Annotated in this window: 28 protein-coding genes and 1 riboswitch; of the genes, 19 read left to right on the top strand and 9 right to left on the bottom strand. The window is 71.7% G+C overall.

Annotated features, from left to right (window positions below; all coding sequences use genetic code 11):
• The first annotated feature begins 431 nt into the window (after window positions 1-431).
• From ACRAKI_RS27045 to ACRAKI_RS27030, 4 genes are all read left to right on the top strand, one after another.
• Entirely contained in the window at window positions 432-1,118 is a 687-nt protein-coding gene (locus tag ACRAKI_RS27045) for a DUF4383 domain-containing protein (RefSeq protein ID WP_447003315.1), read from the top strand.
• Window positions 1,119-1,409: 291 nt separating this feature from the next.
• Window positions 1,410-2,066 carry a M50 family metallopeptidase gene (locus ACRAKI_RS27040; RefSeq protein ID WP_447003314.1) on the top strand — a complete coding sequence of 219 codons (657 nt, stop codon included), beginning with the start codon at window positions 1,410-1,412 and terminating at the stop codon, window positions 2,064-2,066.
• Window positions 2,067-2,181: 115 nt separating this feature from the next.
• Window positions 2,182-3,141 carry a TIGR03557 family F420-dependent LLM class oxidoreductase gene (locus ACRAKI_RS27035; protein WP_447003313.1) on the top strand — a complete coding sequence of 320 codons (960 nt, stop codon included), beginning with the start codon at window positions 2,182-2,184 and terminating at the stop codon, window positions 3,139-3,141.
• Window positions 3,142-3,455: 314 nt separating this feature from the next.
• Window positions 3,456-3,746 (top strand): WhiB family transcriptional regulator, encoded by a 291-nt coding sequence (locus ACRAKI_RS27030; protein ID WP_033441598.1) that lies wholly within the window; start codon window positions 3,456-3,458, stop codon window positions 3,744-3,746.
• 127 nt (window positions 3,747-3,873) lie between these two features.
• Here ACRAKI_RS27030 and ACRAKI_RS27025 read toward each other — a convergent pair whose 3' ends face one another.
• Both ACRAKI_RS27025 and ACRAKI_RS27020 read right to left on the bottom strand, forming a co-directional pair.
• Window positions 3,874-4,665: a SigB/SigF/SigG family RNA polymerase sigma factor gene (locus tag ACRAKI_RS27025; RefSeq protein WP_447003312.1), complete on the bottom strand. Its 792-nt coding sequence runs from the start codon at window positions 4,663-4,665 to the stop codon at window positions 3,874-3,876.
• Entirely contained in the window at window positions 4,662-5,093 is a 432-nt protein-coding gene (locus ACRAKI_RS27020) for an ATP-binding protein (RefSeq protein ID WP_447003311.1), read from the bottom strand. Before ACRAKI_RS27020 ends, ACRAKI_RS27025 begins: the two co-directional genes overlap by 4 nt.
• 124 nt (window positions 5,094-5,217) lie before the next feature.
• Between ACRAKI_RS27020 and ACRAKI_RS27015 the strand changes: the two genes are divergently transcribed.
• Window positions 5,218-5,973, top strand: a complete 756-nt coding sequence (locus ACRAKI_RS27015; protein WP_447003310.1) for an ATP-binding protein — start codon at window positions 5,218-5,220, stop codon at window positions 5,971-5,973.
• A 14-nt stretch (window positions 5,974-5,987) separates the two neighbouring features.
• Here ACRAKI_RS27015 and ACRAKI_RS27010 read toward each other — a convergent pair whose 3' ends face one another.
• The gene (locus ACRAKI_RS27010; RefSeq protein ID WP_447003309.1) at window positions 5,988-6,407 is read right to left on the bottom strand and encodes an STAS domain-containing protein; all 420 of its coding nucleotides are present in this window, start codon (window positions 6,405-6,407) and stop codon (window positions 5,988-5,990) included.
• Between the two features lie 446 nt (window positions 6,408-6,853).
• On the opposite strand from ACRAKI_RS27010, the gene ACRAKI_RS27005 reads away from it, so the two are divergent.
• From ACRAKI_RS27005 to gcvP, 8 genes are all read left to right on the top strand, one after another.
• Window positions 6,854-7,093, top strand: coding sequence for a hypothetical protein (locus ACRAKI_RS27005; RefSeq protein WP_447003308.1), 240 nt, complete (start codon window positions 6,854-6,856; stop codon window positions 7,091-7,093).
• Window positions 7,094-7,106: 13 nt separating this feature from the next.
• The gene (locus tag ACRAKI_RS27000) at window positions 7,107-7,694 is read left to right on the top strand and encodes a CDP-alcohol phosphatidyltransferase family protein (protein WP_447003307.1); all 588 of its coding nucleotides are present in this window, start codon (window positions 7,107-7,109) and stop codon (window positions 7,692-7,694) included.
• Between the two features lie 59 nt (window positions 7,695-7,753).
• Window positions 7,754-8,137 (top strand): glycine cleavage system protein GcvH, encoded by a 384-nt coding sequence (gcvH, locus tag ACRAKI_RS26995; protein WP_447003306.1) that lies wholly within the window; start codon window positions 7,754-7,756, stop codon window positions 8,135-8,137.
• A 113-nt stretch (window positions 8,138-8,250) separates the two neighbouring features.
• Complete coding sequence (gene garA, locus ACRAKI_RS26990) at window positions 8,251-8,712, top strand: glycogen accumulation regulator GarA (RefSeq protein ID WP_033427969.1); 462 nt, start codon at window positions 8,251-8,253, stop codon at window positions 8,710-8,712.
• 14 nt (window positions 8,713-8,726) lie between these two features.
• A complete protein-coding gene (gene ftsR, locus ACRAKI_RS26985; RefSeq protein WP_447003305.1) occupies window positions 8,727-9,410 on the top strand; it encodes a transcriptional regulator FtsR in 684 nt (227 codons plus the stop codon).
• A 143-nt stretch (window positions 9,411-9,553) separates the two neighbouring features.
• Window positions 9,554-10,027 carry a bifunctional nuclease family protein gene (locus ACRAKI_RS26980; protein ID WP_447003304.1) on the top strand — a complete coding sequence of 158 codons (474 nt, stop codon included), beginning with the start codon at window positions 9,554-9,556 and terminating at the stop codon, window positions 10,025-10,027.
• A 500-nt stretch (window positions 10,028-10,527) separates the two neighbouring features.
• Complete coding sequence (locus ACRAKI_RS26975) at window positions 10,528-11,094, top strand: MerR family transcriptional regulator (RefSeq protein ID WP_447003303.1); 567 nt, start codon at window positions 10,528-10,530, stop codon at window positions 11,092-11,094.
• A gap of 147 nt (window positions 11,095-11,241) precedes the next feature.
• Window positions 11,242-11,332: riboswitch (glycine riboswitch) on the top strand.
• A 156-nt stretch (window positions 11,333-11,488) separates the two neighbouring features.
• Window positions 11,489-14,377: an aminomethyl-transferring glycine dehydrogenase gene (gene gcvP / locus ACRAKI_RS26970; RefSeq protein ID WP_447003302.1), complete on the top strand. Its 2,889-nt coding sequence runs from the start codon at window positions 11,489-11,491 to the stop codon at window positions 14,375-14,377.
• 129 nt (window positions 14,378-14,506) lie between these two features.
• On the opposite strand, the gene ACRAKI_RS26965 is transcribed toward gcvP, so the two are convergent.
• Window positions 14,507-14,908, bottom strand: a complete 402-nt coding sequence (locus ACRAKI_RS26965) for a DUF3224 domain-containing protein (RefSeq protein ID WP_447003301.1) — start codon at window positions 14,906-14,908, stop codon at window positions 14,507-14,509.
• 53 nt (window positions 14,909-14,961) lie between these two features.
• Here ACRAKI_RS26965 and ACRAKI_RS26960 point away from each other — a divergent pair, with 53 nt between their 5' ends.
• Genes ACRAKI_RS26960 through ACRAKI_RS26945 form a run of 4 tightly spaced genes read left to right on the top strand, consistent with a single transcriptional unit; the run spans window position 14,962 to window position 17,626 of the window.
• Window positions 14,962-15,924, top strand: coding sequence for a helix-turn-helix transcriptional regulator (locus ACRAKI_RS26960; RefSeq protein ID WP_447003300.1), 963 nt, complete (start codon window positions 14,962-14,964; stop codon window positions 15,922-15,924).
• 51 nt (window positions 15,925-15,975) lie between these two features.
• Window positions 15,976-16,326, top strand: coding sequence for an ArsR/SmtB family transcription factor (locus tag ACRAKI_RS26955; RefSeq protein ID WP_447003299.1), 351 nt, complete (start codon window positions 15,976-15,978; stop codon window positions 16,324-16,326).
• Entirely contained in the window at window positions 16,326-16,601 is a 276-nt protein-coding gene (locus ACRAKI_RS26950) for a hypothetical protein (RefSeq protein ID WP_184922698.1), read from the top strand. Before ACRAKI_RS26955 ends, ACRAKI_RS26950 begins: the two co-directional genes overlap by 1 nt.
• Before the next feature lie 2 nt (window positions 16,602-16,603).
• Window positions 16,604-17,626 (top strand): NAD(P)-dependent alcohol dehydrogenase, encoded by a 1,023-nt coding sequence (locus ACRAKI_RS26945; protein ID WP_447003298.1) that lies wholly within the window; start codon window positions 16,604-16,606, stop codon window positions 17,624-17,626.
• Here the strand turns inward: ACRAKI_RS26945 and ACRAKI_RS26940 are convergent.
• From ACRAKI_RS26940 to ACRAKI_RS26930, 3 genes are read right to left on the bottom strand one after another with little or no spacing between them, the layout of a single operon-like run.
• Window positions 17,623-19,401: a substrate-binding domain-containing protein gene (locus tag ACRAKI_RS26940; protein ID WP_447003297.1), complete on the bottom strand. Its 1,779-nt coding sequence runs from the start codon at window positions 19,399-19,401 to the stop codon at window positions 17,623-17,625. The two genes, ACRAKI_RS26945 and ACRAKI_RS26940, sit on opposite strands and share 4 nt — an antisense overlap.
• 52 nt (window positions 19,402-19,453) lie before the next feature.
• On the bottom strand, window positions 19,454-20,350 hold the full coding sequence (locus ACRAKI_RS26935; protein WP_447008524.1) for a 3-methyladenine DNA glycosylase: 897 nt from the start codon (window positions 20,348-20,350) through the stop codon (window positions 19,454-19,456).
• Window positions 20,351-20,353: 3 nt separating this feature from the next.
• The gene (locus ACRAKI_RS26930) at window positions 20,354-21,253 is read right to left on the bottom strand and encodes a DUF5937 family protein (RefSeq protein ID WP_447003296.1); all 900 of its coding nucleotides are present in this window, start codon (window positions 21,251-21,253) and stop codon (window positions 20,354-20,356) included.
• A 59-nt stretch (window positions 21,254-21,312) separates the two neighbouring features.
• Here ACRAKI_RS26930 and ACRAKI_RS26925 point away from each other — a divergent pair, with 59 nt between their 5' ends.
• The gene (locus ACRAKI_RS26925) at window positions 21,313-22,518 is read left to right on the top strand and encodes an MFS transporter (RefSeq protein ID WP_447003295.1); all 1,206 of its coding nucleotides are present in this window, start codon (window positions 21,313-21,315) and stop codon (window positions 22,516-22,518) included.
• A gap of 30 nt (window positions 22,519-22,548) precedes the next feature.
• Here the strand turns inward: ACRAKI_RS26925 and ACRAKI_RS26920 are convergent, their stop codons facing one another.
• Entirely contained in the window at window positions 22,549-22,833 is a 285-nt protein-coding gene (locus tag ACRAKI_RS26920) for a hypothetical protein (RefSeq protein WP_447003294.1), read from the bottom strand.
• Window positions 22,834-23,258: 425 nt separating this feature from the next.
• On the opposite strand from ACRAKI_RS26920, the gene ACRAKI_RS26915 reads away from it, so the two are divergent.
• The gene (locus tag ACRAKI_RS26915; RefSeq protein ID WP_447003293.1) at window positions 23,259-23,957 is read left to right on the top strand and encodes an LmbU family transcriptional regulator; all 699 of its coding nucleotides are present in this window, start codon (window positions 23,259-23,261) and stop codon (window positions 23,955-23,957) included.
• Between the two features lie 60 nt (window positions 23,958-24,017).
• Here the strand turns inward: ACRAKI_RS26915 and ACRAKI_RS26910 are convergent, their stop codons facing one another.
• Window positions 24,018-25,034 (bottom strand): hemolysin family protein, encoded by a 1,017-nt coding sequence (locus tag ACRAKI_RS26910; protein WP_447008523.1) that lies wholly within the window; start codon window positions 25,032-25,034, stop codon window positions 24,018-24,020.
• Window positions 25,035-25,046: the final 12 nt, after the last annotated feature.

The following is a 25,046-nucleotide window of genomic DNA, read 5'->3' as shown; positions in this document are numbered from 1 at the left end:
GTGGACGCCGCAGTGGTGTCCGGACAATCGGAGGGATTCATCGTGGTCAGCAGGGAGAGCGAGTGGAACGGCTCGGCGACGCGCGCCGCCGGTAACGCCCGTGCACGCTCCTGACCTGCGTGCACGGCGAATCAGGCGAGACGGCGCGTAATTGCCCGGAAATCGGCCCGGATTATTGGGTCATGATTTCCGGGGGTAATCGCGCGGCACGCCGGCCCGGCTTTCATGGGGTGGGTCGGGACGGGTGGAAAGCCCCGGCACGACGGGGAGCGGGACTCCTGTCGGGAACGGGGGCGGGTTCGTGCGCCCGCCTCCACCTCGGTCGCCCCCGCCTCGGGCGCCGAGTGGTTTGCCGTTCGGGGCGCAGGGGTAGTCGGTGGTCGTCCGGAGCCCGTGCAAGACGGGCTCGTGGTCCTCATTTGGAGGGCGTGATGACCCACCACTCGACCGCCGGTCGTGTCAAGGTCGCGGGTCTGCAGCCCGCCCAGGTGTTGGCAGGCCTGGTCGGCCTGGTCTTCCTCGCGTTGGGTGTGCTGGGCTTCGTGCGCACCGGGTTCGGTGATTTCGCGGGTGACCAGCACGCGACGCTGCTCGGGTTCTCGCTGAACCCGCTGCACAACGTGGTCCACCTGGTGTCCGGTGTGCTCGGCCTGGTGATGGCGAGCAAGGCCGGACTGGCCCGGCTCTACGGCTGGCTCCTGTTCCTCGGTTACGGCGTGGTGCTGCTCTGGGGCCTCGCCCTCGCCGGTGTCTTCTCCACCAACCCGGTCTCCGGGCTGGGCAACCCGTTGGCGCTCAACACCAACGACAACTGGCTGCACCTCGGCCTCACCGCCTTGGGTCTGCTGATCGCGGTGCTCCCGGCGCGGCGCAAGCTCGTGACGGAGCCGGTGGTGGACGAGCCGGTCGCCGAGCGCCCGATCGTGGACGAGCGCACGACGGGACCTGCCGGCATCCGGAACCCGCAGGCACAGGCGGATCCGACCACCCAGGAGATGCCGACCCAGCGTCCCGGCGTGCCGCCGGACACCCGGATCGAGTCGATGGACCCGACCGTGCAGCCGCGGCAGCCGATCGACCCGTCCGTCGAGCCGCACCGGGCACGGCGAGGCCACTGAGGCAGCGGCCCTGACCCAGCGGCCTGGCGATAACGGCGCTGACGTGAGGGCTCTGGCTCAACGGCTCTGACACAACGGCTTTGACACAGCGCACTGGTGCACGGCCCACCCGGGCCGTGCACCAGTGCGCTGTGTCAGGTCCACGCCTCGTCCAGCCACCCACTTGCCGAACGGGAGCGTCCCCGGGCCCAGGGAGCTGACTCCCAGTGAACCGATGCGCTGTCGTCTCATGGCGGCCGGCGTGGATGCTGGAGCGCGCTCCGGGTCAAGCCCCTGGCATGCTGGGCGGCGATGTCGACACTGACGAAATGGGCTCCCGCCGTTCTGGCGCTGGTGCTGGTGGCCAGCCCCGGCGTGTGGCGGTACAGCAGGCACGTCATCACCATCGCGCACGAGGCCGGGCACGCCCTCGTCGCGCTGCTCACCGGCCGCCGCCTGGAGGGCATCAAGCTGAACTCGGACACGTCCGGGGTCACGGTGTCGCGCGGACGGCCCACCGGCGTCGCCGTGGTGCTGATGTACTTCGCCGGGTACGTGACGCCGTCCCTGCTCGGCCTGGGCGCGGCGGCGCTGGTGACGTCCGAGCAGGTCCGGCCGCTGCTGTGGGCGACGGTGGTGCTGCTCGTCGGGATGCTGGTGATGATCCGGAACGCGTTCGGGGTGCTGTCGGTCGTGCTGACCGGCGGGGTCATGTTCGCCGTGTCCTGGTACGCCACGACCGAGTGGCAGGCGTCGTTCGCGCTGTTCGTCACGTGGTTCCTGCTGCTCGGCGGTGTCCGACCGGTGGGCGAGCTGCAGCGCCGGCGGATGCGCGGGCGCGCGCCGCAGTCCGACGCCGACCAGTTGGCCCGGATCACCCGCGTGCCCGGCCTGATGTGGGTGGTGCTGTTCGCGGTCGTCACGATCGGCACCCTCCTGGTGGGCGGCAGGATGCTGCTCCCCGTCTGAGCGACCGTCCGACCCGGGTGGCCTTCCGGCCTGAACGTCCTTTGTGGATTGAGGCCGGTGTGCCCGATGCGGGTGAACCGGGGTTCGGCAACTCGTGCGCGGGTAACCGTCGTCCATGGTCTCGATGGGTTACTTCCTCTCCAGCGAGGAGTTCGGGCCGCGGGAGCTGGTGCGCCAGGCGCGGTGGGCGGAGCAGGCCGGTTTCGAGCGGCTGTGGATCTCCGACCACTACCACCCGTGGAACGGCGAGCAGGGCAACAGCCCGTTCGTCTGGTCCGTCATCGGCGCGCTGTCCGAGGTCACCTCGCTGCCGGTGACCACCGCCGTCACCTGTCCGACGGTCCGGATTCACCCGGCCGTGGTGGCCCAGGCCGCCGCGACGGCCGCCGTGCAGTGCCGCGGCGGGTTCACCCTCGGGGTGGGCACCGGTGAGGCGCTGAACGAGCACATCCTGGGCGACCCGTGGCCGTCCGCGCCCGAACGGATGGACATGCTCGAAGAGGCCGTCGAGGTGATGCGGGCGCTCTGGACCGGCGAGGAGGTCAGCCACCGCGGCCGGCACTACAAGGTCGAGAACGCCCGGCTCTACACGCTGCCGCCGTCACCCGTCCCGGTGTACGTGTCGGCGTTCGGGCCGAAGGCGGCGGCTCTGGCCGGCCGGATCGGCGACGGCCTGTGCTCGACCATGCCGGACTCCTCGCTGATCTCGAAGTTCCGGTCCGCCGGCGGCGAGGGGAAACCCACCCAGGCCGGGTTCAAGGTGTGCCACGCCGACTCCGCCGAGGCCGCGGTGAAGACGGCGCACCGGTTGTGGGCCAACGAGCAGCTGCCGGGCGAACTGGCCCAGCTGCTGCCCACGCCACGGCACTTCGAGCAGGCCTCGAAGCTCGTCACCGAGGAGATGGTGGCGTCCGCCCTGCCCGTCGGTCCTGATCCGCAGCCGTACGTGGACGCCGTCCGCGAGTACGCCGACGCCGGCTACGACGAGCTCTACGTGCAGCAGATCGGCCCGGACCAGGAGAGGTTCTTCGAGTTCTGGGCCGACACGGTGGCACCCGCGCTCACCGCCCGGTAACCGGCCGGCGAGCCGATCGCACGGAGGGTGCGCGATGACCGACCCGAACGAACGTCCCTTGGACGAGATCGAACAGCTGGACCAGGACGAGCTGGACGCCGATCCGCTGGAGGAGGGCGTCGAGCCGCCCGAGCACTGGAGCGGTGCCGACCGCCACGGCACCACCAAGCGCGAGTTGCGAGGGCGAAAACCTCGACGAACGCCTCGCGCAGGAGGAACCGGAGTAATCAGATGGGGCGCACCACGTTTGCCTTCCCCGGACCAGCGGGTACGCCGTGATCAAGCACCTGTGACACCGCTAGGGGGTTCATTCGATGACCAGCACCGCGCGCTTGCCCAAGCCCGTGACCGACGTCTGGGACTGGCAGAAGGAGGGGTTGTGCCGAGGCCGTGACAGCGCCGTGTTCTTCCACCCGGACAACGAACGCGGTTCCGCCCGCGCCGCCCGCGAGGAGAAGGCCAAGCAGCTCTGCGCCCGCTGCCCCGTCGTGGACCCGTGCCGCGAGCACGCGTTGGCGGTGCAGGAGCCGTACGGCGTCTGGGGCGGCATGGGAGAGGACGAGCGGCGCCGCATCATCGCGAGCCGCCGCCGCTCCGCCGCCTGACCGGTCTCCGGCCCGCCGCTCGACCTGAAACCCCCGAGCCCCACTGCCGAGGCCGGACACGCCGAGGCCGCCTGACCCGGAAGTCAGGCGGCCTCGAACGTTCGGCGCTGTCCTCTTCGGCCGGGCCCTACTCGCTCAGGCCCTCGCGCAGCTGCCGCAACGTCTTCGCCAGCAACCGCGACACGTGCATCTGCGAGATGCCGACCTTCTGCGCGATCTGCGTCTGCGTCATGTTCCCGAAGAACCGCATCACCACGATCTTCCGCTCCCGCTCCGGCAGCTTCTCCAGCAACGGGTGCAGTGCCTCCCGCTGCTCGATCGCCTCCAGCTCGGGATCCTCCTCGCCCAGCGTGCTGCCCAGCGAGATCGAGCTGTCGTCCGCCACGAGCAGGTCGTCCAGCGAAGCGCTGTGGTAGGCGTTGCCCGCCGCCAGCCCCTCGTGGATCTCCTCCCGGCTCAGCCCGAGGTGCTGCGCCAGCTCGCTCGGCGTCGGCGCCCGGCCCAGCTCCTGCGACAGCCGCGCCGAACCCGCGTTGATCGCCAGGTGCAGCTCCTTGAGCCGCCGAGGCATCCGCACCGACCAGCTGGAGTCCCGGAAGTACTTGCGGACCTCGCCCATGATCGTGGGCACGGCGAACGACAGGAAGTCGCTGCCCCGCTCCGGGTCGAACCGGTCCACCGCGTTGATCAGACCGACCGTGGCGACCTGCACCAGGTCGTCGTACGGCTCACCGCGGTGCCCGAACCGCCGGGCGATGTGCTTGGCCACGGGCAGGTGCTCGGTCACCAGCTCGTCGCGCAGCCGCTCCCGCTTGGGGTCGTCCTTCGCGGTCGCGGCGAGCCGGACGAACAGCGGCGCCAGGTGGTCGTAGTCCCCCTGTGTGCCGGACCGTGTCGTGCCCCCGTCGGACCCCGTCACGCATCCACCGTCCCCAGTGACCGCTTGACCAGGTCGATGTGGACCTCGAACGCGTCGGCCTGCGGCGCGACCCACGTCGTGACCGAGTCGACCAGCGAGCTCAGCACCCGCCAGCCGAAGCTGTCCCGGTCCGGCGGCGCCGACCGCTCGGAACCCACCTCGGTGAACACCTGCACCGAGCCGTCGACCACGACGAACCGCGCGCTCAGCACGGCGTCCGGTGTGGCCAGCGAGATGAGGGTCGAGCACGCCTCGTCCACCGCCAGTTTCAAGTCCTCGATGGAGTCCAGGTCGAAATCCTGCCGCATGGCGATGTCGGCGGCCACGGCTCGGACGATGGACAGCTGCGTGGGATCCGCCGCCATCCGCAACTCGACCCCGGCCAGGGCGTTCTCCGACTCACCGCTGCGCGGCTCAGTGTGCGACACGCTCACCTCGTCGTCCGTTCTGTCTCGTTGTGCTGCTGAAGCTATCGGTACCCGAATTGATCGTCGTTCACACGTGTAAGAGGCACGCGGGCCGGGAAGACTGACTGGTGCGACAGGAGGCCTTTTGACGGATCAACTGGCGGACCACCACTGGGGAGTGGAGTTCCCGGCACGACCCGGGGAGCTCGCGGCGGTCCGCGCCCGACTCGATGCCTGGCTGGCGGGCGAGGGCCTGTCCGAGGACGACCGCTACGACCTGCTCATAGCGGTGAACGAGGCCGCGAGCAACGCGATCGAGCACGCGTACGCCCCGGACTCGACCGGCGCCGTGCACATCGACGCCGAGGCCCGGCCCGACGGCCGCGTCGTGGTGGTCGTCGCCGACGACGGCAGCTGGCGCGTGCCGGCGCCCGCCCTGTCGACCCGCGGTCGCGGCCTGCTGCTGATGCGCGAGAACGTCGACGAGGTGATGGTCGACCGGCGGCCGGACGGCACCACCGTCACGCTCGTGCTGACACCCGGGAACAGATCGCGCGGCACGTTCCTCGCTCCCGCCTCGCCGCCCGACCCGGTGCAGGTCGCCGCACGCGACGGCTGGGTCGAGGTGTCCGTGCTCGGCGACGTGCCCGCGCACGCCGCACCCGCCGTCCGCCGCCGCATCCTCACCGCCGCGCGCGGGGGCACCGTGCCCGTCGTGGTGGACCTGCACGACCTCGGCGAGCGCAACGAAGGACTCATCCGCGGCCTGCGCGCCGTCGCCGACGCCGCCGCCGCGGCCGGCAACCGGGTCGTCGTGCGGGCGCCGCACGACGGCCACGCCCGCCGCGCACTCGTCGCGGCGGGCGTGGATCAAGTCATCGACCTGGTGCCGCACGGCTAGGTGGGCGCGCGGCCTCAACGGGACTCGTCGGCCTCCAACGCGCGCTCGACCGACTCGAACACGCTGAACACCTCACCCAGTCCGGTGGCGGCCAACGGGCGGGTCACCGCGCGCTCCACGGCCACGACCCGGAAGGCGGAGCCGCGGCGCTTGGCGTGCTGCGACGCCTCCACCAACACAGCCAGACCGGCCGAGCCCAGGAAGCTCACGCCGGACAGGTCGAGCACGAGCGTGGTGCTCGCGTCCAACCGGGGCAGCACCTCCGCGCGCAGCTGCGGCGCGGTGAGCATGTCGACTTCACCGCCGGCCGCGACAACGGTGACCCCTTCGGACACCGTGCGGACGGCGAGCCGGATCTCTCCGGCCCGCGGGCCGGCGGCAGCGGCGGACTCGGCTCCGCTCGTCGCCACGACGTCCGGATCCTGAACCGTCACGAGGTTCTCCTCTTCAGCTTCAGCTCAAACCGCTGGGTGGGAAGCCCGGTCGCACGGCGAGGTGCGCAGCACTGAAGAGCAGCGTGGCGGAAACGTGCCCGCTAGCCGGACTTCCCGGCGCGGCTGTTGGCTCAACCGCTGCACCGCCCACGGTACGTAGCCCGTGGCGACACCACAAGCACGTGGGCGGCGGCATGACCTGTACCAGTGTAGTGCGCGTTTCGGTGTACGGCGGGCCACGCACGGTGAACGGTTTGATCCGGGCGGGGGCGGATACACCTCGAAGGAAGGCGTACTTCGGGTTCTGCACAACTCGGCGACGAAACCCGCCTCCCGGCGCGGCCGGGCCCGGAAGACGAGTGGTCCCGGCCACAGTCGCGCAGAATTCCGTGTCGGGGATAACGCCACGAGAGCCGTGAGCGACAACCCTGATGGAGGGATCTCAGATGAGCACCAGAACGGAAACCGAGTCCGAGCCCGCGAAGCCCAAGGCAGCGCGTCCCGGCACGACCGGCGCGGGATCGCTGCCCACAGCCCCGTGCAGCGTGGTCTGGAGCCAGGGCCACGCCTATGTGCTCGAAGGTTTCCGGGCCCGCTGGGTCGGCGTCGACGACCGGGGTCGTCCGCAGGCGCTCAGCGGTGACGAACTGCAACGCCGCGGCTGGAGCCGCACACGCGCGCAGTGACTACAGTTCGTGCGTGTCGCACGATCCGGCCGACAGGCTCCTGACCATCCCCAACGCGCTCAGCGTGCTGCGGCTGCTCGGCGTGCCCCTGTTCCTGTACCTGTTGCTGGGGCCCCACGCCGACGGCTGGGCGCTCGTCGTGCTGGTCGCGGCGGGCCTGTCCGACTGGCTCGACGGCAAGATCGCCCGCTGGCTCGACCAGGCCAGCAGGCTCGGCGCGCTGCTCGACCCGGCGGCCGACCGGCTCTACATCCTCGCCACCCTCGTCGCGTTCGTCGCGCGCGACATCGTGCCGTGGTGGGTGGCCGTGGTGCTGGTCGGCCGCGAGTTCGTGGTCGGCGCGTGCCTGCCCGTCCTCCGCGTGCGCGGCTACGGCCCGTTCGAGGTCAACTACCTGGGCAAGGCCGCCACGTTCAACCTGCTCTACGCGTTCCCGATCCTGCTGCTCGCCCAGGGCACGTCCACCGCCGCCCAGGTCGCCCGGCCGGTGGCCTACGCGTTCATGGTCTGGGGCTGCGCCCTCTACCTCTGGTCGGGGGCGCTGTACGTCTACCAGTTCGGCCTCGCGCTGCGCCGACAGCCGGGGGTCGCGCCCCTCTGAACGGCGACGTGGGAAGATCCGGCAGCGAAGATCCACCGGCATTGAAGGAGCACACCGCGGTGATTCCCGAGGAGCTCAAGTACACCGAGGAACATGAGTGGGTGCTGCGCACGGGTGAGGACACCGTGCGCGTGGGCATCACCGACTACGCCCAGGAGCAACTCGGCGACGTCGTGTTCGTCCAGCTCCCCGAGCTCGGCGAGCAGGTCGGCGCCGGTCAGACGCTGGGCGAGGTGGAGTCCACCAAGAGCGTCTCGGACATCTACGCGCCGCTCGCCGGTGAGGTCGTCGCCCGGAACGACTCGTTGGACCAGCAGCCCGACCTGGTGAACTCGGACCCGTACGGCGAGGGGTGGATGGTGGAGCTGAAGCTGGTGGACCCGGCCGCGGTCGACGACCTGCTCGACGCCGCCGCGTACCAGGAGCTGGCGGCACAGGAGTGACGTCGATCTTCCGGCGGCTCTTCGGTCGGTGGGGGAGCCGCTCCTCAGACAAGGGTTCGGGCACGATAGGTTCTAGCGGTCTCGACGCTTCCAGCAGCAGGAGGAGAGCTCAGGTGAGCACGAACGACGGGCCAGGCGTTCCGCCAGAGCAGTCCCCGGAGCGGACCTCCGTTTTCCGGGCCGACTTCCTCGCCGAGGTCGAGGGCGCCGAGGCGCCCGCCCAGGAGCCGGCCGTCGCCGGTGTCGACGCGCTGCCCGCTGGGTCGGCCCTGCTCGTGGTCAAGCGGGGCCCCAACGCGGGGTCCAGGTTCCTGCTGGACCGCGACACGACCAGCGCGGGCCGGCACCCCGACAGCGACATCTTCCTCGACGACGTGACGGTCTCCCGCCGGCACGCCGAGTTCCGCCGCGAGGGCGGCGAGTTCGTGGTGATCGACGTGGGCAGCCTCAACGGCACCTACGTCAACCGCGAGCCCGTCGACCAGGCGGTGCTGGCGAACGGCGACGAGGTGCAGATCGGCAAGTTCCGCCTGGTGTTCCTGACCGGTCCGGGCGCCGGGGGCCAGGGGGCCTGAGCGATGGGGCTCCGGTGACGGCGGCCGGGCGGTCACGCGGGGGGTTGAGCATCGGGGCCGTGTTGGCGCAGCTCCGATCGGACTTCCCCGACGTGACCATCTCCAAGATCCGGTTCCTGGAGTCGGAGGGGCTGGTCCGCCCGGCGCGCACGGCGTCGGGGTACCGCCAGTTCACCTCGGCGGACGTCGACCGCCTGCGGTACGTGCTGGCCGCCCAACGGGACCGCTACCTGCCGCTGAAGGTCATCAGGGAGCAGTTGGAGGCGGCCGACCAGGGTGCTTCGAAGGCGTTGCGCGCGGCCGAGCCCGCCTTGGCGACCGGGCACCGGGTGTCCCGCGAGGACCTGCTGGCGCGCGCGGGCGTCGAGCCCGGCGTGCTGGCGGACCTGGAGCAGCACGGTCTGATCAGGGCCGGCGCGGGCGGGTTCTACGACCACGAGGCGGTGCAGATCGCGTCGACCGTGCGGGCGATGGTCGAGCACGGGTTGGAGGCGCGGCACCTGCGCCCCTTCCGCGCCGCCGCCGACCGCGAGATCGGCCTGGTCGAACAGGTGCTCGCCACGGTGCACCGGCAGCGGGACCGGGCGGGCGTCGAAGAGGTGGTGCGGGAGCTGGCGGCGCTGTCGGTGACCCTGCACACACTGCTGGTGAAGGTTGGCTTGCGCGACGTACCGGGTAACCGGATTCCACCGAGATAGACGTGTGTCCGCATCGTGATCCCGAGCCCGCGGACGGTTGCGCACAAGGCCCGCTTGGCGGGTAGCGTCGAAAGGGTACGTGGGGGATCCTCGTGGGTAACGGGGACGCCAGAATTTCAGCGCGCTGAGGGAGGCGAGACCCGATGAGCGAAATGCGCGTCGTCGGCGTGCGGGTGGAACTGCCCGCCAACCAGCCGATCCTGCTGCTGCGCGAAACCGAGGGCGAACGGTACCTGCCGATCTGGATCGGATCGGTCGAGGCCACGGCGATCGCGTTGGAGCAGCAAGGCGTCCGGCCCGCCCGGCCGTTGACGCACGACCTGCTCAAGGACGTCATCGGCGCCCTCGGTCGGCAGCTGGAGCAAGTCCGGATCACCGACCTGCAGGAAGGCACCTACTTCGCCGAGCTGGTGTTCGACGGCGACATCCGGGTGTCCGCCCGGCCCAGCGACTCGGTGGCGCTGGCGCTGCGGGTCGGCGTGCCGATCCACGCCGACGAGTCGGTGCTGGCCGAGGCGGGCCTGATCATCCCGGACGAGCAGGAGGACGAGGTCGAGAAGTTCCGCGAGTTCCTCGACTCCATCTCCCCGGAAGACTTCCGCGGCGCCGACACGTAAAGCCGTGCGCGGCCACGCCCGCACGGTCACGCCGCACGGTCTCGCCTCGCCCACGCACGCTTCAACGCTTCCGCAGGGGTCCCCGCCCAGGGGATCCCTGCTTTGATCTTTTTAGGCGGGGGCGACAACGTCGCCCCGTCGGCCCACCTCTGTGGACAACCGCGAAACAGCCGTGTTTGCGGGGGACAACCGCAGGGAAACCGTGTGCGGTGCGTTGTGGATCAGCACCATGCGTCATCCGTCCGTGTAACACCATCGGGTTACACAACGTCAACGATCACCGGCTAAACGATCACTAAACGTCACTCGAATGGATTACGCCGGGCGGCTCTCTCACCCTCAACCTGAGGTTTAGGGCAGACACGTCCCGCGCGTCGCGTTGACCTGCCCCCTAGGCGGTCTTACCGTCGAACTCAGGTGAATTGCCACGGTGTGATTCGACACCGCGGCGGCTTCACGTTGGTCGCCGGTCGTCGTGACCGGACCGAGGGGAGGCAGGCGTGGTCGAGGAAGCGCCCATCCGGGCCGGAACCGGTGAACAGGGCGAGCTGTTCCCGGACTCCTCGCTGCCGGACGAACTCGTCGGGTACCGCGGCCCCGCCGCGTGCCAGATCGCGGGAATCACCTACCGCCAGCTTGACTACTGGGCCCGCACGGGGCTGGTCAACCCGACGATAAGGAGCGCCCACGGCTCGGGGAGCCAACGGCTCTACTCGTTCAAGGACATCCTGGTGCTCAAGGTCGTCAAACGGCTCCTGGACACCGGTGTCTCACTGCAGAACATCAGGGTCGCGGTCGACCACCTGCGCCGCCGCGGCGTGCAGGACCTGGCCCGGATCACGCTGTTCAGCGACGGCACCACGGTCTACGAGTGCACCTCGCCGGAGGAGGTGGTGGACCTGCTCCAAGGCGGCCAGGGCGTGTTCGGCATCGCGGTGAGCGGCGCCATGCGGGAGATCAGCGGCACGATCCACGACTTCCCCGCCGAGCGCGCGGACGGCGCCGAGATCGTGGAGGCGGCCGACGACGAGCTGTCCCGCCGTCGCCGCACCCGCGCCATCGGCTGAGACGCCCGCCGCGGACCCCGCCAAGACGTCCCCGCGGACCCCGCCAGGACGTCCGCCGCGAAGCCCTGGTGAGACGCCCGCTGAGATCCCGGTCGCGCGGCGATACCACGGACGCCACCACGAGGTATCGTCTCGTTCGTAGTCGCTTCAACCCGCGCGGGAGAGCCCGAGCCAGTCTCGGCGCCGAAGGAGCAAATCCTCCCCGGAACCTCTCAGGCGCAAAGACCGCGCGGGTGAGACGCCTCTGGAAAGCGGGTCGGCCCTTCCGGGCGACCCCGCCGACGGTGCAAGCCCGCGTGTCGGGTGAAGCTCTCAGGCGCCCGTGAGCGGGCAGAGACAGAGGGGGAGGGCAACGGCAGAAGTGTGTCCGTAGCCCATCCTGGAGGCGCATCACATGACGCAGGACCGCATTCCCCTGGCCGCTCTGGAGCACGGCACTCCCTTCGCCGACCGGCACGTGGGCCCGCGGCCCGTGGAGTTGGCCCGCATCCTCGACGTCATCGGCGTCGGGTCGCTGGAGGAGCTGGCGCAGCGCGCCGTGCCGTCGTCGATCCGCGAGCGCGACCTCGTGCTGGACCTGCCGTCGCCCGCCACCGAGACCGAGGCGCTGGTCGAGCTGCGCGCCCTCGCCGCCCGCAACCGGCCGATGACGCAGATGATCGGCCTCGGCTACTACGGCACCACCACCCCTCCGGTGATCCGCCGCAACGTGCTGGAGAACCCGGCCTGGTACACCGCGTACACGCCCTACCAGCCGGAGATCTCGCAGGGCCGGCTCGAAGCGCTGCTCAACTTCCAGACCATGGTCGGCGACCTGACCGGTCTGCCGCTGGCCAACGCCTCGATGCTGGACGAGTCCACCGCCGCCGCCGAGGCGATGACCCTGGTCCGCCGCGCCGGCCGGGCGGAGTCGGCGAAGTTCGTGGTCGACGTCGACACGCTGCCGCAGACCCTCGCCGTCATCGAGACCCGCGCCGAGCCGCTGGGCATCGAGATCGTCACCGCCGACCTGTCGCAGGGCCTGGAAGGGCTCGGCCTGGGCGGGGACTACTTCGGCGTGCTGCTGTCGTACCCCGGCGCGTCCGGCGTCGTCCGCGACCACTCCGGCGTGATCGCGGAGATCCACAAGGCGGGCGCGCAGGCCGTGGTGGTCGCCGACCTGCTGTCGCTGACGCTGCTGCGCCCGCCCGGCGAGATCGGCGCGGACGTCGTCGTGGGCACCACCCAGCGGTTCGGCGTGCCGATCGGGTTCGGCGGCCCCCACGCCGGTTACATGGCCGTGCGCCAGGGCCTGGAGCGGCAGCTGCCCGGCCGGCTCGTCGGCGTGTCCGTCGACGCGGACGGCTCCCTCGCCTACCGCCTCGCGCTGCAGACCCGTGAGCAGCACATCCGCCGGGAGAAGGCGACCAGCAACATCTGCACCGCGCAGGTCCTGCTCGCGGTGATCGCCTCCATGTACGCGGTGTACCACGGTCCGGACGGGCTGAGGGCGATCGCGACCCGCGCCCACCGGATGGCGACCGTGCTGGCGTCGGGCCTGGTCGAGGCGGGGATCGAGGTCGTGCACGGCGAGTTCTTCGACACCGTGCGGGCCCGCGTCGAGGGCCGTGCGGCCGACGTCGTCTCCGCCGCGCGCGAGCTGGGCGTGAACCTGTGGCAGGTGGACGCCGACGTGGTCTCGATCGCGTGCGACGAGACCACCACCCGCGCCCACCTGGAACTGGTGTGGCGGGCGTTCGGCGTGACGGTCGCCGACGTGGACGGCCTGGACGCCGACACCGCCGACGGCATCCCGTCCGACCTGCGCCGCACCAGCGACTACCTGACCCACCCGGTGTTCCACGCGCACCGCTCCGAAACGGCGCTGCTGCGCTACATGCGCGCGTTGTCGGACAAGGACGTGGCGCTGGACCGCAGCATGATCCCGCTGGGCTCGTGCACGATGAAGCTCAACGCCACGGCCGAGATGGAGCCGATCACCTGGCCGGAGTTCGCCGAGCTGCACCCGTTCGCGCCCGCGTCGGACGCCGAGGGGCTGCTGACCATCGTCGGCGACCTGGAGCGGTGGATGGCGGAGATCACCGGGTACGACGCGGTGTCGTTGCAGCCCAACGCGGGCAGCCAGGGCGAGTTCGCGGGCCTGCTGGCGATCCGCGCCTACCACCGCGCCAACGGCAACGCGCACCGCGACGTGTGCCTGATCCCGTCCAGCGCGCACGGCACCAACGCCGCGTCCGCCGTGATGGCCGGGATGCGGGTCGTGGTCGTCAAGTGCGACGAGCGCGGCAACGTGGACATCGAGCACCTCCGCGCCACGGTCGAAGCCCACCGGGACGACCTGGCCGCGATCATGATCACCTACCCGTCGACGCACGGCGTGTACGAGGACACCATGCGCGAGGTGTGCGGCCTGGTGCACGACGTCGGCGGCCAGGTGTACGTGGACGGCGCGAACCTCAACGCCCTGATCGGCCTGGCCCAGTACGGCAAGTTCGGGTCGGACGTGTCGCACCTGAACCTGCACAAGACGTTCTGCATCCCGCACGGCGGCGGCGGTCCGGGCGTCGGCCCGATCGGCGTCCGCTCCCACCTCGCCCCGTTCCTGCCGAACCACCCGTTGCAGCCCACCGCGGGCCCGGCCACCGGTGTCGGCCCGATCAGCGCCGCGCCGTGGGGTTCCGCGTCGATCCTGCCGATCTCGTGGGCGTACGTGCGGATGATGGGCGGGGACGGCCTGCGCCGGGCCACGCTGACCGCCGTGGCGGCGGCGAACTACGTGGCGCGGAGGTTGGACGAGCACTTCCCGGTGCTCTACACCGGCCAGGGCGGTTTCGTGGCCCACGAGTGCATCCTCGACCTGCGGCCGATCACCAAGGCGACCGGTGTGACGGTGGACGACGTGGCGAAGCGGCTGGCGGACTACGGGCTGCACGCGCCGACCATGTCGTTCCCGGTGGCGGGCACGCTGATGGTGGAGCCGACGGAGAGCGAGGACCTGGCCGAGATCGACCGGTTCGTCGACGCGATGATCGCGATCCGGCACGAGATCGACCGCGTCGGCTCGGGCGAGTGGCCGGCGGACGACAACCCGCTCCGCAACGCCCCGCACACCGCCGCCTCGGTCACCGCCGAGTGGAACCACCCGTACAGCCGCGAGGTGGCGGTGTTCCCGGCGGGCACGTCGGCCACCAAGGTGTGGCCATCGGTCCGCCGCGTCGACGGCGCCAAGGGCGACCGCAACCTGGTCTGCTCCTGCCCGCCGATCTCCGCTTACGGCGGCTGATCGGTGCTCTGCCCCGGAACCCCGGCTGCGAGTTCGCCCCTCGCAGCCGGGGCGGGCGGCTGCCGCCGGCCCTTCGCCTGACCGCGAGCCCTGTCGGCACCACGGCGGTTCCGGCGGACGCGCGGTGGATCAGCTGATCTCGTAGTCCAGTTCCAGCCGCCCCGGTCCGCCTTGCGCCCACGTGATGCGGCCGGTGCCGGTGAGGCCGGTCAGGGCGCCGGTGGCGGACACGACGGTGACGGTGGCGTCGGCCACGCCGTCACGGAAGCCGCCGACGTGGTGCAGGACGAACGTGCCCTCGCGGCCGTCCAGGGCGCCGGCCACGACCTCGTAGCCCGTCGAACCGCACGACTCGTCGTCCGGGTACGACATCACGAAACGCATGTCGCCGGTGGCCTCCAACCCGCCGCTGTACCCGACGGTCATGCCGCCCACCGTCTGCTTCGGGCCGCTCACCTCGTCGTACCGCCTGCCGTCCCAGGTGTGCTCGTCCCAGCTCTTCATCTCCGCGCTCGCGGTCACCGTGGTCATGGCGGGAACCTTGCCGGGCGTACCTGACAACCCGTGTCAGGAAGGATGGCGGGATGCGCGCGAGTCGGTTGCTGTCCCTGCTCCTCCTGCTCCAGGCCCGCGGTCGGATGACGGCGCAGGAGTTGGCGGACGAGCTGGAGGTCTCCGTCCGCACCGTCTACCGGGACGTCGACGCGCTCAGCGCCTCCGGCGTCCCCGTGTACGCCGACCGGGGCCCGGCGGGCGGCTACCGGCTGGTCGACGGCTACCGCACCCGCCTCACCGGCCTGACCACCGAGGAGGCCGACTCGCTGTTCCTGGCGGGCCTGCCGGGTCCGGCCGCCGAACTCGGCCTGGGCGCGGTGGTGGCGGCGGCCCAGTTGAAGGTGCTCGCCGCCCTGCCGCCGGAGTTGCGGTCGCGCGCCGCGCGGGTGGGGGAGAGGTTCCACCTGGACGCGCCCGGCTGGTTCCGCGGCAACCGGGGCACGCCGCACGTCGCCGCGCTCGCGGAGGCCGTGTTGCGGCAACGCCGCGTCCGCGTCCGGTACGTCCGGTGGGCGCAGGTCGAGGTGGAGCGGACGGTCGAGCCGCTGGGGCTCGTGCTCAAGGCGGGCATCTGGTACCTCGTCGCGCGGACCGACGACGACCTGCGCACGTACCGCGTGTCCCGCGTCTTGGAGCTGACCCCGCTGGACGAGCCGTTCGACCGGCCGGAGGGGTTCGACCTGGCCAGGTTCTGGCAGGACTGGTCGGAGCGGTTCGAGGAGCGCATGTACCCGGTGCGGGTGACGGTCCGGCTGACGCCGGACGGGCTCAGGGGCGCCCGCGTCCTGCTCAGCCTCGCGGCGGCCCGTGAGCTGGAGGACGTCGAGCCCGAGGGCGAGTGGACGACCGTGCGCGTGCCGGTCGAGTCGGTGGACCACGCCCTGGTCGACCTGCTCAAGCTCGGTCCCGAGGTAGAGGTCGTGGAACCGCCGGAGCTGCGCGAACGCGTCATCGCCCGGCTCGCCGCCATGACCGCCGTCTACCGCCGATGATCCGTGCTAGCCTGTCACGTGTAAGAGAATTCTTACACGTGAAGGAGTGACATGACGGCCACCCGGCCCACCGGTGACGAGCTGGTCGAGGTGCTGGCCGCGTTGGCCAACCCCCTGCGGCTGCGCATCGTCGCCACGCTGGCGGGCGGTCGGGACTACGTGAGCAACCTCGCCCGCGTGATCGGCGTGAGCCGGCCACTGCTCCACATGCACCTGCAACGGCTGGAAGCGGCCGGGCTGGTCGTCGGCAGCCTGGAGCTGTCCGCCGACGGCAAGGCCATGAAGTACTTCGAGGTCGCGGACTTCGACTTCACCCTGACCCCGGCGGCGCTGGCCGCCGCGGTCCCGACCCTGACCACACCGGACCCGCCGCGCGGTCCGGCTCGCGAGGAGCGTTCGTGATGGATTTCAGCGAGACGACCTGGCCCGGCGCGATCCTCACGGTCGGCGTCCTGTTCCTGGTCCTGGTCTTCGTGATGTTCCTGCTCAGCAGCTTCCTGGACATCCGCAAGGCGAAGATCGGCGCCGAGCAGGCCGAAGGGCTGCGCCAACTCGTCCGCCGCTACGAGCAGCTGGCCGAGAACACCCTCGACGTGCAGCAGCGCACCGCGGCGGACCTGGCCGACCTGCGCACCCGCACCGCGTCCGTCGAGCACATCCTCAGATCGGTGGACTGACCATGAAGGCGATCGAGCAGGACGAGTACGGCACCGACGTGATGGAGTTCCGCGACGTCGACCGGCCGGTGGCCGGCGACGGCGAAGTGCTGGTGGAGGTGCGCGCGGCGGGGCTCAACATCGCCGACTGGTACATCATGACCGGCACCCCCTACCTGCTGCGGGTGGCGGGCTACGGGCTGCGGAGGCCGAAGGTGAAGATCCGCGGCACCGACGTGGCCGGCCGGGTCGCCGCGGTCGGCCGGGGCGTCACCAGGTTCAAGCCCGGTGACGACGTGTTCGGCTGGTGCGAGGGCTCGCTGGCCGAGTACGCGTCGGCCGAGGAGGGCGCGCTGGCGCGCAAACCCGATGGCCTCACGTTCGAGCAGGCCGCCGGGCTGCCGCTGGCCGGGTACACCGCGGTGCAGGCCCTGCGTGACCACGGCCGGGTCCAGGCCGGGCAGAAGGTGCTGGTCAACGGCGCGTCCGGCGGGATCGGCACGCTGGCCGTGCAGATCGCGAAGGCGCTCGGCGCGGAGGTGACGGGAGTGTGCGGACCGGGCAACGTCGAGCTGGTCCGGTCCCTCGGCGCCGACCACGTGATCGACTACTCCCGGGCGGACTTCACCCGCGGCGACGAGCGGTACGACCTCGTGCTGGACAACGTCGGCAACCACTCGCTGTCCGCGCTCAGGCGCGTCCTCACACCGCGCGGCACGCTCGTGCCCAACAGCGGCGGGAGCGGCCGGTGGGTCGGCGGCGCGAAACGGGTGTTCCAGGCGATGCTGCTCTCGCTGTTCGTGCGGCACCGGGTGAAGCCGTTCATCGCCCAGGGACGCCTGGAGAACCTGGACGTACTCAGCGAACTGGTCGAGGCCGGGAAGCTCACGCCCGTGGTCGGCCGCACCTACCCGCTGCGCGACGCCGCCGAGGCGCTCGCGCACGTCGCGGAAGGCCACGCGCGCGGCAAGGTCGTGCTGACGGTCCAGGCCGGCGCGGTCCAGCGGGAGGGGTCTAGACGGAGCGGTCTGGACGGCGGGGTCTAAGCGGCCGAGAGGAGCTGGGCGAGGGCGGCGTCCACGCCGCGACCGTCCTCGACCACCGACAGCGTGCCGCCGGTGGAGCGCGCCAGCTCGGCCAGCGGTCCCCGTTCCGGGTCGGGGCCGAGGGCGATCACGCTGATCACGACGTCCTTGCCCGGCTGCTTCACCGCCGAGAGCCGCGAGGTCAGCTCCTCGAACGTCAGCCCGCCGTCGTTGACCCCGTCGGTGAGCACCACGATCCGGTTCAGCTTGCCGTCCTGGTAGTCGGCCAGCATCCGCTCGTACAGCGCGAGCACGCTGGTGTACAGCTGGGTCGCGCTGCGCGGCTCCAGCGCGGCCACGCCGTCCAGCAGCGCCTGCCGCTGCCCGGCGACCGGCCCGGTGCCCACGAGCTGCCGGTACGGCTTGTCGCCGTCGAGCTGCATGGAGAACTCCCACAGCCCCAACGACCCCGACACCGACCTGTTGACCTGCCCGGACAGCGCCTGCTTCACCCACTCCATCCGGCTGCGGCCGTCGCCGCCGGGTTCCTCCATCGACTTCGACGTGTCCACCAGCACGGTGACGACCTGGCCGTTGTCCGCGGTCGCCCACGCGGCCGAGACCTGCTGGGTGGTGTTGGCGTCCGCGGGCGCCAGCGTCTCCGTCACCGCGGCCCACCGGATCCCGGGCGACGGCTTGGGCCGCTCGGTGGTGGCGTCGACCCGCAGGCCGGCGGCGGCCATGATCCTCTGCTGGCCGTCACCCTGGAGGAACTCCCGGAACGTCTGCGCCGCGCGCACCTGGGCCTCGCCGACCCAGTCGCCCGCCAACGGCACGAACGGGAAGTCCGCGATCGGCGTCGGCCCGCCCGTCGCCACCCCGTACAGGGGCTGGGCGGGCGTGACGCCGTCCTTGCCGGTGTTGTGCCGGTACAGGTCCACCTCGAACACCGGGACCGCGCTGAACCCCGCCGCGTTCACCGCCGGGTCGGCGGCCAGCAGCGTCAACGCCTCCACCGTGCCCACCGGCGTCTGCTCCGGCTTGGCCGCCGTCAACCTGCTCATGGTGGTCTTCACCGGGTCGAGCGCCAGCATCTCGGTGGTGACCGGGCCCTTGGCCTCGGGGCTCGCGCCCGCCAGCGCCGACTGCAGGGCCATCGCGGTGGCCGCGTTCGTCGCCGGATCGGGCATCGCGACGGTGAACGCGCCCCACTCGGGCCGACCGAACCGGGCCCAGCCGTCCGCCGCGCCGGCCAGCTCCGGCAGGTCCGTCCAGCGGAACCCGGAGCCGGACTGCACCGCCTGCGCCGGTTCCTGGTGCATCGCCAGCACCACCGGGCTCGTCGCGACGGACTCGGGCGCCGCGCCGAGCAGGCTCGCGTCCTGCGCGCCGAGCCGGTTCGCCCACAGCATCGAGTCGGTGACCCACGCGTGCGGGCGCGCGCCGATCGCGGCCTCGTCCCACCCCTGAGTCAGGCCCGCCAGCACGACCTCGGAGTCGATCGACTGCACCTCGATCTGGATGCAGTGGTCGTAGACGACGGGCCGCTGCCTGCTCCACGCCTCGGCCACCTGCTTGACCGCCTCGGCGACGCTCGGCGTCGACGCGATCCGGAGCAGCGCCTGACCTTCGTCGCAGTCGCCCGCCTGGGCCGCGGCACGGCGTTCCACGAGACCGCCGACCCAGCTCCAGCCGAGCCAGCCGAGCACCAGCAGGGCGACCAGGCCGACGATGGCGACCGGCCACTTCGCGATCCCGCGCCGGACCTTCGTCCGCAGCGCGCGGTGTCGAGACATCGTCTTCCTCTCAGCGTCCGACTACGGCTGGCGAATCCCGACCGGCGTCACGCTAACAAATGACATCCGCGGAAAGGGTGAACTGCGACAGCAGCCGCGTGAGCGCGATCAGCCTGGCTCTCAAGGGCGCCGCGGCCTCGGCGAACGCGCTCTGCTGCCGAACGTACTCGGCCCGCCCGTCGGCCGTCTCGATCGGCACCGGCCGGTAGCCCAGCGCGGACAGGTCGTACGGACTGGCCCGCATGTCCAGCTCGCGGATGCGCAACGCCAGCTCGAAGCAGTCCGCGACCAGTTCCGACGGCGTGGCGGGGTCGAGCTTGTACGCCCACTTGAACAGGTCCATGTTCGCGTGCAGGCACCCCGGCTGCTCCAGCTCGACCTGGGTCTCCCTGGTCGGCTGGAGCGCGTTGCGGGGCCTCGCCGGTGGTGTGAAGAAGCGGAACGCGTCGAAGTGCCCGCACTGCACCCGCTGCGACTCCACCACCTCGTCGGTGCCCGCGCTGCCCAGGCGCAGCGGCCACGCGTTGTGCCGCACCTGCTCCGGCTGCTGCCGGTACACCATCGCCCACTCGTGCAGGCCGAAGCAGCCGAGCCGGGGCGCGCGGCCGGCCGTGGCGGTCAGCAGCCGGCCCGCGAACTCGATCGTGTTGGCCCGGTCCCCGGCGAACGCCTCGACGTCCAGCGTCACGCCGTCGTCGGTGCGCCGGTAGACGGGCCACTTGAGGTAGGCGAGCGCCGCGTCGCCTTCCAGCACCACACCGGGCCCGGGGTGCCAGCGCTCCAGCCGGGACGGGCGGTGCGAGTAGTAGCTGAACAGGAAGTCCAGCACCGGGTGCTTGCGGCCGGTGGCCTTGCGCTCGTGGTGCGGACCGGTCCACTGCCGCACCCGGTCCGCGTGCGCGTCACGGCGCGCGGTCCACTCGGCTTCGGACAAAACGACCCCCACGATTCCTCAGGGTACTTCCCCGCGGACCAGGGCGAGCCCGAGCCCGGTGCGCAGCGACACCACCTCACGCCCCTCGCGGCGGCTGACCGCCAGACCCGCCGCGCGCAGCACACCCAGGTGCTGCGACACCGCGCCGACCGTCACACCGAGCCTGGTCGCCAACTCCGTCACCGTGCTGGGCCGCTCCAACTCGCACAGCAGCCGCGCGCGGGTGCTGCCGACCAGGCGCGCGAGGGCGTCGTGCGTCGGCGCGGCCGACCGCTCCCACAACGAGCCGAAACCGTGCGCCGGGTAGCACAGCCCCAGCCGCACCGGGCTGTCCCGCAGGTAGGCGTGCGGCCAGGTGAACGCGGACGGCACCAGGACCAGGTCGCGCTCGCCGATGGCGACGGTCCGGTCCGCGACGGTCAGCTCGGGGTTGCGGAACGACACCTCGGGGTGGAGTTCGGCCAGCACGGTCTGCCCACCCGCCTCGACCAGCCGCCGCCCGCGCCGCTCCACGTCGCCCTGGAGCACACCCTCCAGCCGGGGCCAGACCGGCGCGATGATCGCGTCGTGCACGGCGTGCAGCCGTTCCTGCACGGCGGCGATCGCGGTCGCCGGATCGGCGCGGAACCCCGGGTCGTCCACGGCCGCCGCGATCCGCTCCGGCGTGGCCCTGGTGAGCGCGTCGATCTCCACGTCGATGCCCACCGACCGCACGCCCGGCGTCGGGATCAGGAACTCCGGCACCACCGGACGGGTCGCCAGCACGTGCAGCGGGGACGGGTCCGGACCCAGTTCCACCAGCTGCTTCTCCGCCCACGCGATCCACCGCTGGTGCACCGGGGACAGGCCGGGGGCGGCGAGCACGCGCAGACCGGCGATCGTCTCCCACAGCGGTGAGACGGCGAAGCGGAGGGCCATCGGTTCACTCCACGCTAAAACGTCGCTGCGTGCCAGTCCCCGTTGGCAAGGTGATGACCATGTCCAGGGGGTGGGTGCGGCTGCAGGCCGTCGCGGTGTCCGGTTCGGTGGCCGAGGGCCTGATGCTGTCGGTGTTGCCGTGGATCGCGGCGACGATCACCTCGGACCCGCGTCAGCTGTCCCTGGTGAACGTGGTGGGCCAGTCGCCGTGGCTGCTGTTCTCGCTGTTCGCGGGCGTGCTGATCGACCGGGTGCGGCGCAGCGCCGTGCTCGCGTCGGCGTACGCGGTGCAGGGGTGCGCGGCGCTGGCGCTCGCCGTCGCGGGCGTGACGGACGCGCTGAGCCTGCCGCTGCTGGTGGTCGTCGCGTTCGTGGTCACGTCGGCGCAGGTGCTCGGTGACGGCGCGACCGGCGCGCTGGTGCCGGAGGTGGTGGAGCCGGAGCGGTTGGCCACCGCCAACACCCGGCTGATCGTGATCGACCGGGGCGTCGTGCAGTTCGTGGTGCCGCCGGTGGCCGGTTTCCTGGTCGCCTACGGCCTCGGCACCCCCGCGTGGGTCGCGTGCGCGGCGGCGGTGGTCGCGTTCGCCCTGGTGCCCGGCCTCCGCTCGGCCCCGGCCGCGCCCTCCACCAAGCACCCGTTGCGCGACATCGCCGACGGGCTCAGGTTCCTGATCGCCACGAGGCTGCTCCTGTCCATCACCATCGCGGTGGCGCTCGGGTCGTTCGCGGCGAGCGCGACGATGGCGATGTTCGTGCTGTACGCCAAGGACGTGCTGGGGCTCGGGTCCGTCGGCTACGGCGTGATGCTGGCGTGCGCCGCCGCCGGCTGGGTGGTGTCGTCGTTCGTGGTGGGCCGGATCGTGCGCAAGCTCGGCTACGCGTGGTCGATGCGGCTGGCGCAGGTCGGCATGGTGGTGACGATGGCCCTGGTCGCCGTGCTGCCGCCGTGGGCGTGGGCGATCGGCATCGCGTGGTTCGCCCAGTCGGCGATCGTGATGGTGTGGAACGTCTGCTCGCAGTCCAGCAGGCAGCGCTTCACCCCGCCCGCGCTGCTCGGCCGCGTCCTCACCAGCCACCGCGCGCTGGCCTGGGGCCTGATGCCGCTCGGTGCCCTGGCCGGAGGTTTCGTCGCCGCCGGCTTCAGCCTGCGCGCGGTGTGGGTGGTGGGCGCGGTGATCCAGGTCGGCGCCCTGGTCGTCACCTGGCGTGGCCTGTCGACGCAGGCGTTCCGCGAGGCGGAGCAGGCCGCCGCCGCCCGCTGATGCTCAAGCCGTCACGCCGCGTGGAGCGGGTCAGAGCGGGGGGACCAGACCCGGGAACTTGCGCGCGCCGTTGCAGTGGGGGCATTCACGGCCGTTGTCCACGGTCCGCGGCGCGCCGCCGATCACGGCGGTCGTCGGGTTGGCGATGAAGCCCGCCCCGCCGCACAGGTGGCAGATGGTGCGCGGTTCGGAGGTCACGCCGAACAGGTCGTCCTCGTCTTCGACGTCGTCCTCGTCGAATCCGTCGTCGTCGAACTCGTCTTCGTCCTCTTCGGGGTCGAAGTCGTCCTCGTCGTCGTCCTCACGCGGATCCACGTGACCAACCGTAGTCGGGTGGGACCGGCCGCGCCCCGCCGGACCGGTCCCACCCGCCGTCGGGGCCGCTGCTCGACCCGGTCGACCACGGCCGGCGCCGTCACGGCGTGGAGGTTCGTGCCGAGCAGCTCGTACGCGTCCTCGTCGGACACGATCACCACCGGCCGCGCCTCGCGCGCCGAGCCCGCCGGGACGGGCCAGGTGATGCCGATCGCCGGCGTGCGGCTCGTCCCGCGACCGGCCGATGACCTCGGCGTCGGTGGGTGTCATGGTGGCCTTTCCGGCTGTTCCCCGGTGAGCGCGGTCACCTGCTGTCCGCCGACGGGCCCGATCGGGTTCGCGGTGTGAGCGGAAGTTGACCGGTGTGTGAGGACCCCTGGAGTAGCAAGGACGTCCAGAGCAAATCAGGGGGAGTAGTGGACAAGGTGAACGGAGTGCGGTCCCGGCGGCCTGTTGCCAGGGCCGATGGCCGGATCCTGACGACGCCGGTGGGGCTGGCGTTCCCTCGGGACGTCACGTTCGAGTCGTGGGAGCAGGCGGGTCAGCGGATCTCCCGCATCGCCAGCTCGTCCGCGTGGTACCTGGGCGACTGGCTCGTCTTCGGCCAGGACAAGTACACCGATCGGTACCGCCGGGCGGTCGAAGCCGTGGGGCTCGACTACCAGACGCTGCGCAACTACGCGTGGATCGCGCGCAAGTTCGAGCCGTCCCGGCGCCGGCCGGGGCTGCCGTTCCAGCACCACGCGGAGGTCGCGGCGCTGCCGCCGGCCGAGCAGGAAGCGTGGCTGGACCGCGCGGAGCGGGAGAGCTGGTCGCGGACGGCGCTGCGGCGGGCGTTGCGGGAGGACCGCGACCCGGGCTCGAAGTCCTACCGGGTGGCGATGCCGAGGGTGAGCGCGGGCACCGAGGCGGTGGACCGGTGGCGGCGGGCCGCGATGGCCGCGAACGCCGACTTCGAGGCGTGGATCGTGGCGGCCCTCGACCGTGCCGCCGACCAGGACCTGGAGCTGGTCAGCGTGCCACCGCTGGAACTGTCGGCCGACGACGGCCGCGACCACCACGGCCGGGACCTGGAACGGGGCCGGGAGCGGATCGGCCTGCCCGCGGTGCGGCCGGCGTCGTGAGCTAGCTGATCGCGAGAACGGGGGTGAGGCGGTCGACGACGCCCGCCTCACCCCGGACCGCTACAGCTCCCGACGCACGTGCGTGCCGTCGCGGACGGTGCCCACGTACTCCTCGACCAGGTCCTCCAACGCCACCACGCCGTGCACGACCCCGTCCGCCGACACGGCCTGCGCCAAGTGGCTCTGCGAGCGCCGCAGCGCCGCCACCGCGTCGTCCAGGCCGGCGTCCACCGGCACCCGCGGCAGCCCGCGCACCCTGGTCGGCGGCACCCGCGTCGACGGATCGGCGTCCGCGAGGTCCAGCACGTCCTTGACGTGCAGGTACCCGATCAGCCGGTCGTCCTCGCGGACCGGGAAGCGGGAGAAGCCGGTGGCCGACACGGCGTCCTCCACCTCGCCCATGGTGGGTCGCCCGGACACCGACGTGATGCGGTCCAGCGGCACCAGGACGTCCGCCACGGTCCGCTCCGCCGACGACAGGGTCTTCGCCAGCCGCCGGTGCTCGGAGTCCTCCAGCAGCCCTTCCTGCCGGGACTGGCCGATCAGCAGGGCCAGTTCGTCCCGCGTGTACGCGGACTCCAGCTCTTCCCGGGGCGTCACGCCGATCAGCCGCAGCACCGCCGTCGCCACCACGGTGAACCCGCGCAGCAGCGGCGCGACCAGGCGGCAGAACCACAGGTGCGCGGGCACCAGCAGCAGCGCGGTGCGTTCCGGCCCCGCGATGGCCAGGTTCTTCGGCACCATCTCGCCCAGCACCGTGTGCAGCGCCACCACGATGATCAGCGCCAGCGCGAACGCCACACCGTGCCGCACCGCGTCCGGGATGCCGACGCCGTGGAACGGGGCCTCCAGCATCGCCGCGACCGCCGGTTCGCCCAGCGCGCCCAGGCCCAGCGAGCACAGCGTGATGCCGAGCTGCGCGCCCGCGATCAGCAGCGGCAGCTCGCGGCCCGCCTTGATCACCGATCGGGCCCGGCTGCCGCCCTGCTCGGCCAGCGCCTCCAGCCGGTCCCGGCGGGCGGTGATGATGGCGAACTCGGCGCCGACGAAGAACGCGTTTCCCGCCAGCAGCAGCATGATCACCAGCAC

Source organism: Saccharothrix isguenensis (genome assembly GCF_052936305.1).
This window is presented reverse-complemented; position numbering and strand designations above follow the sequence as displayed.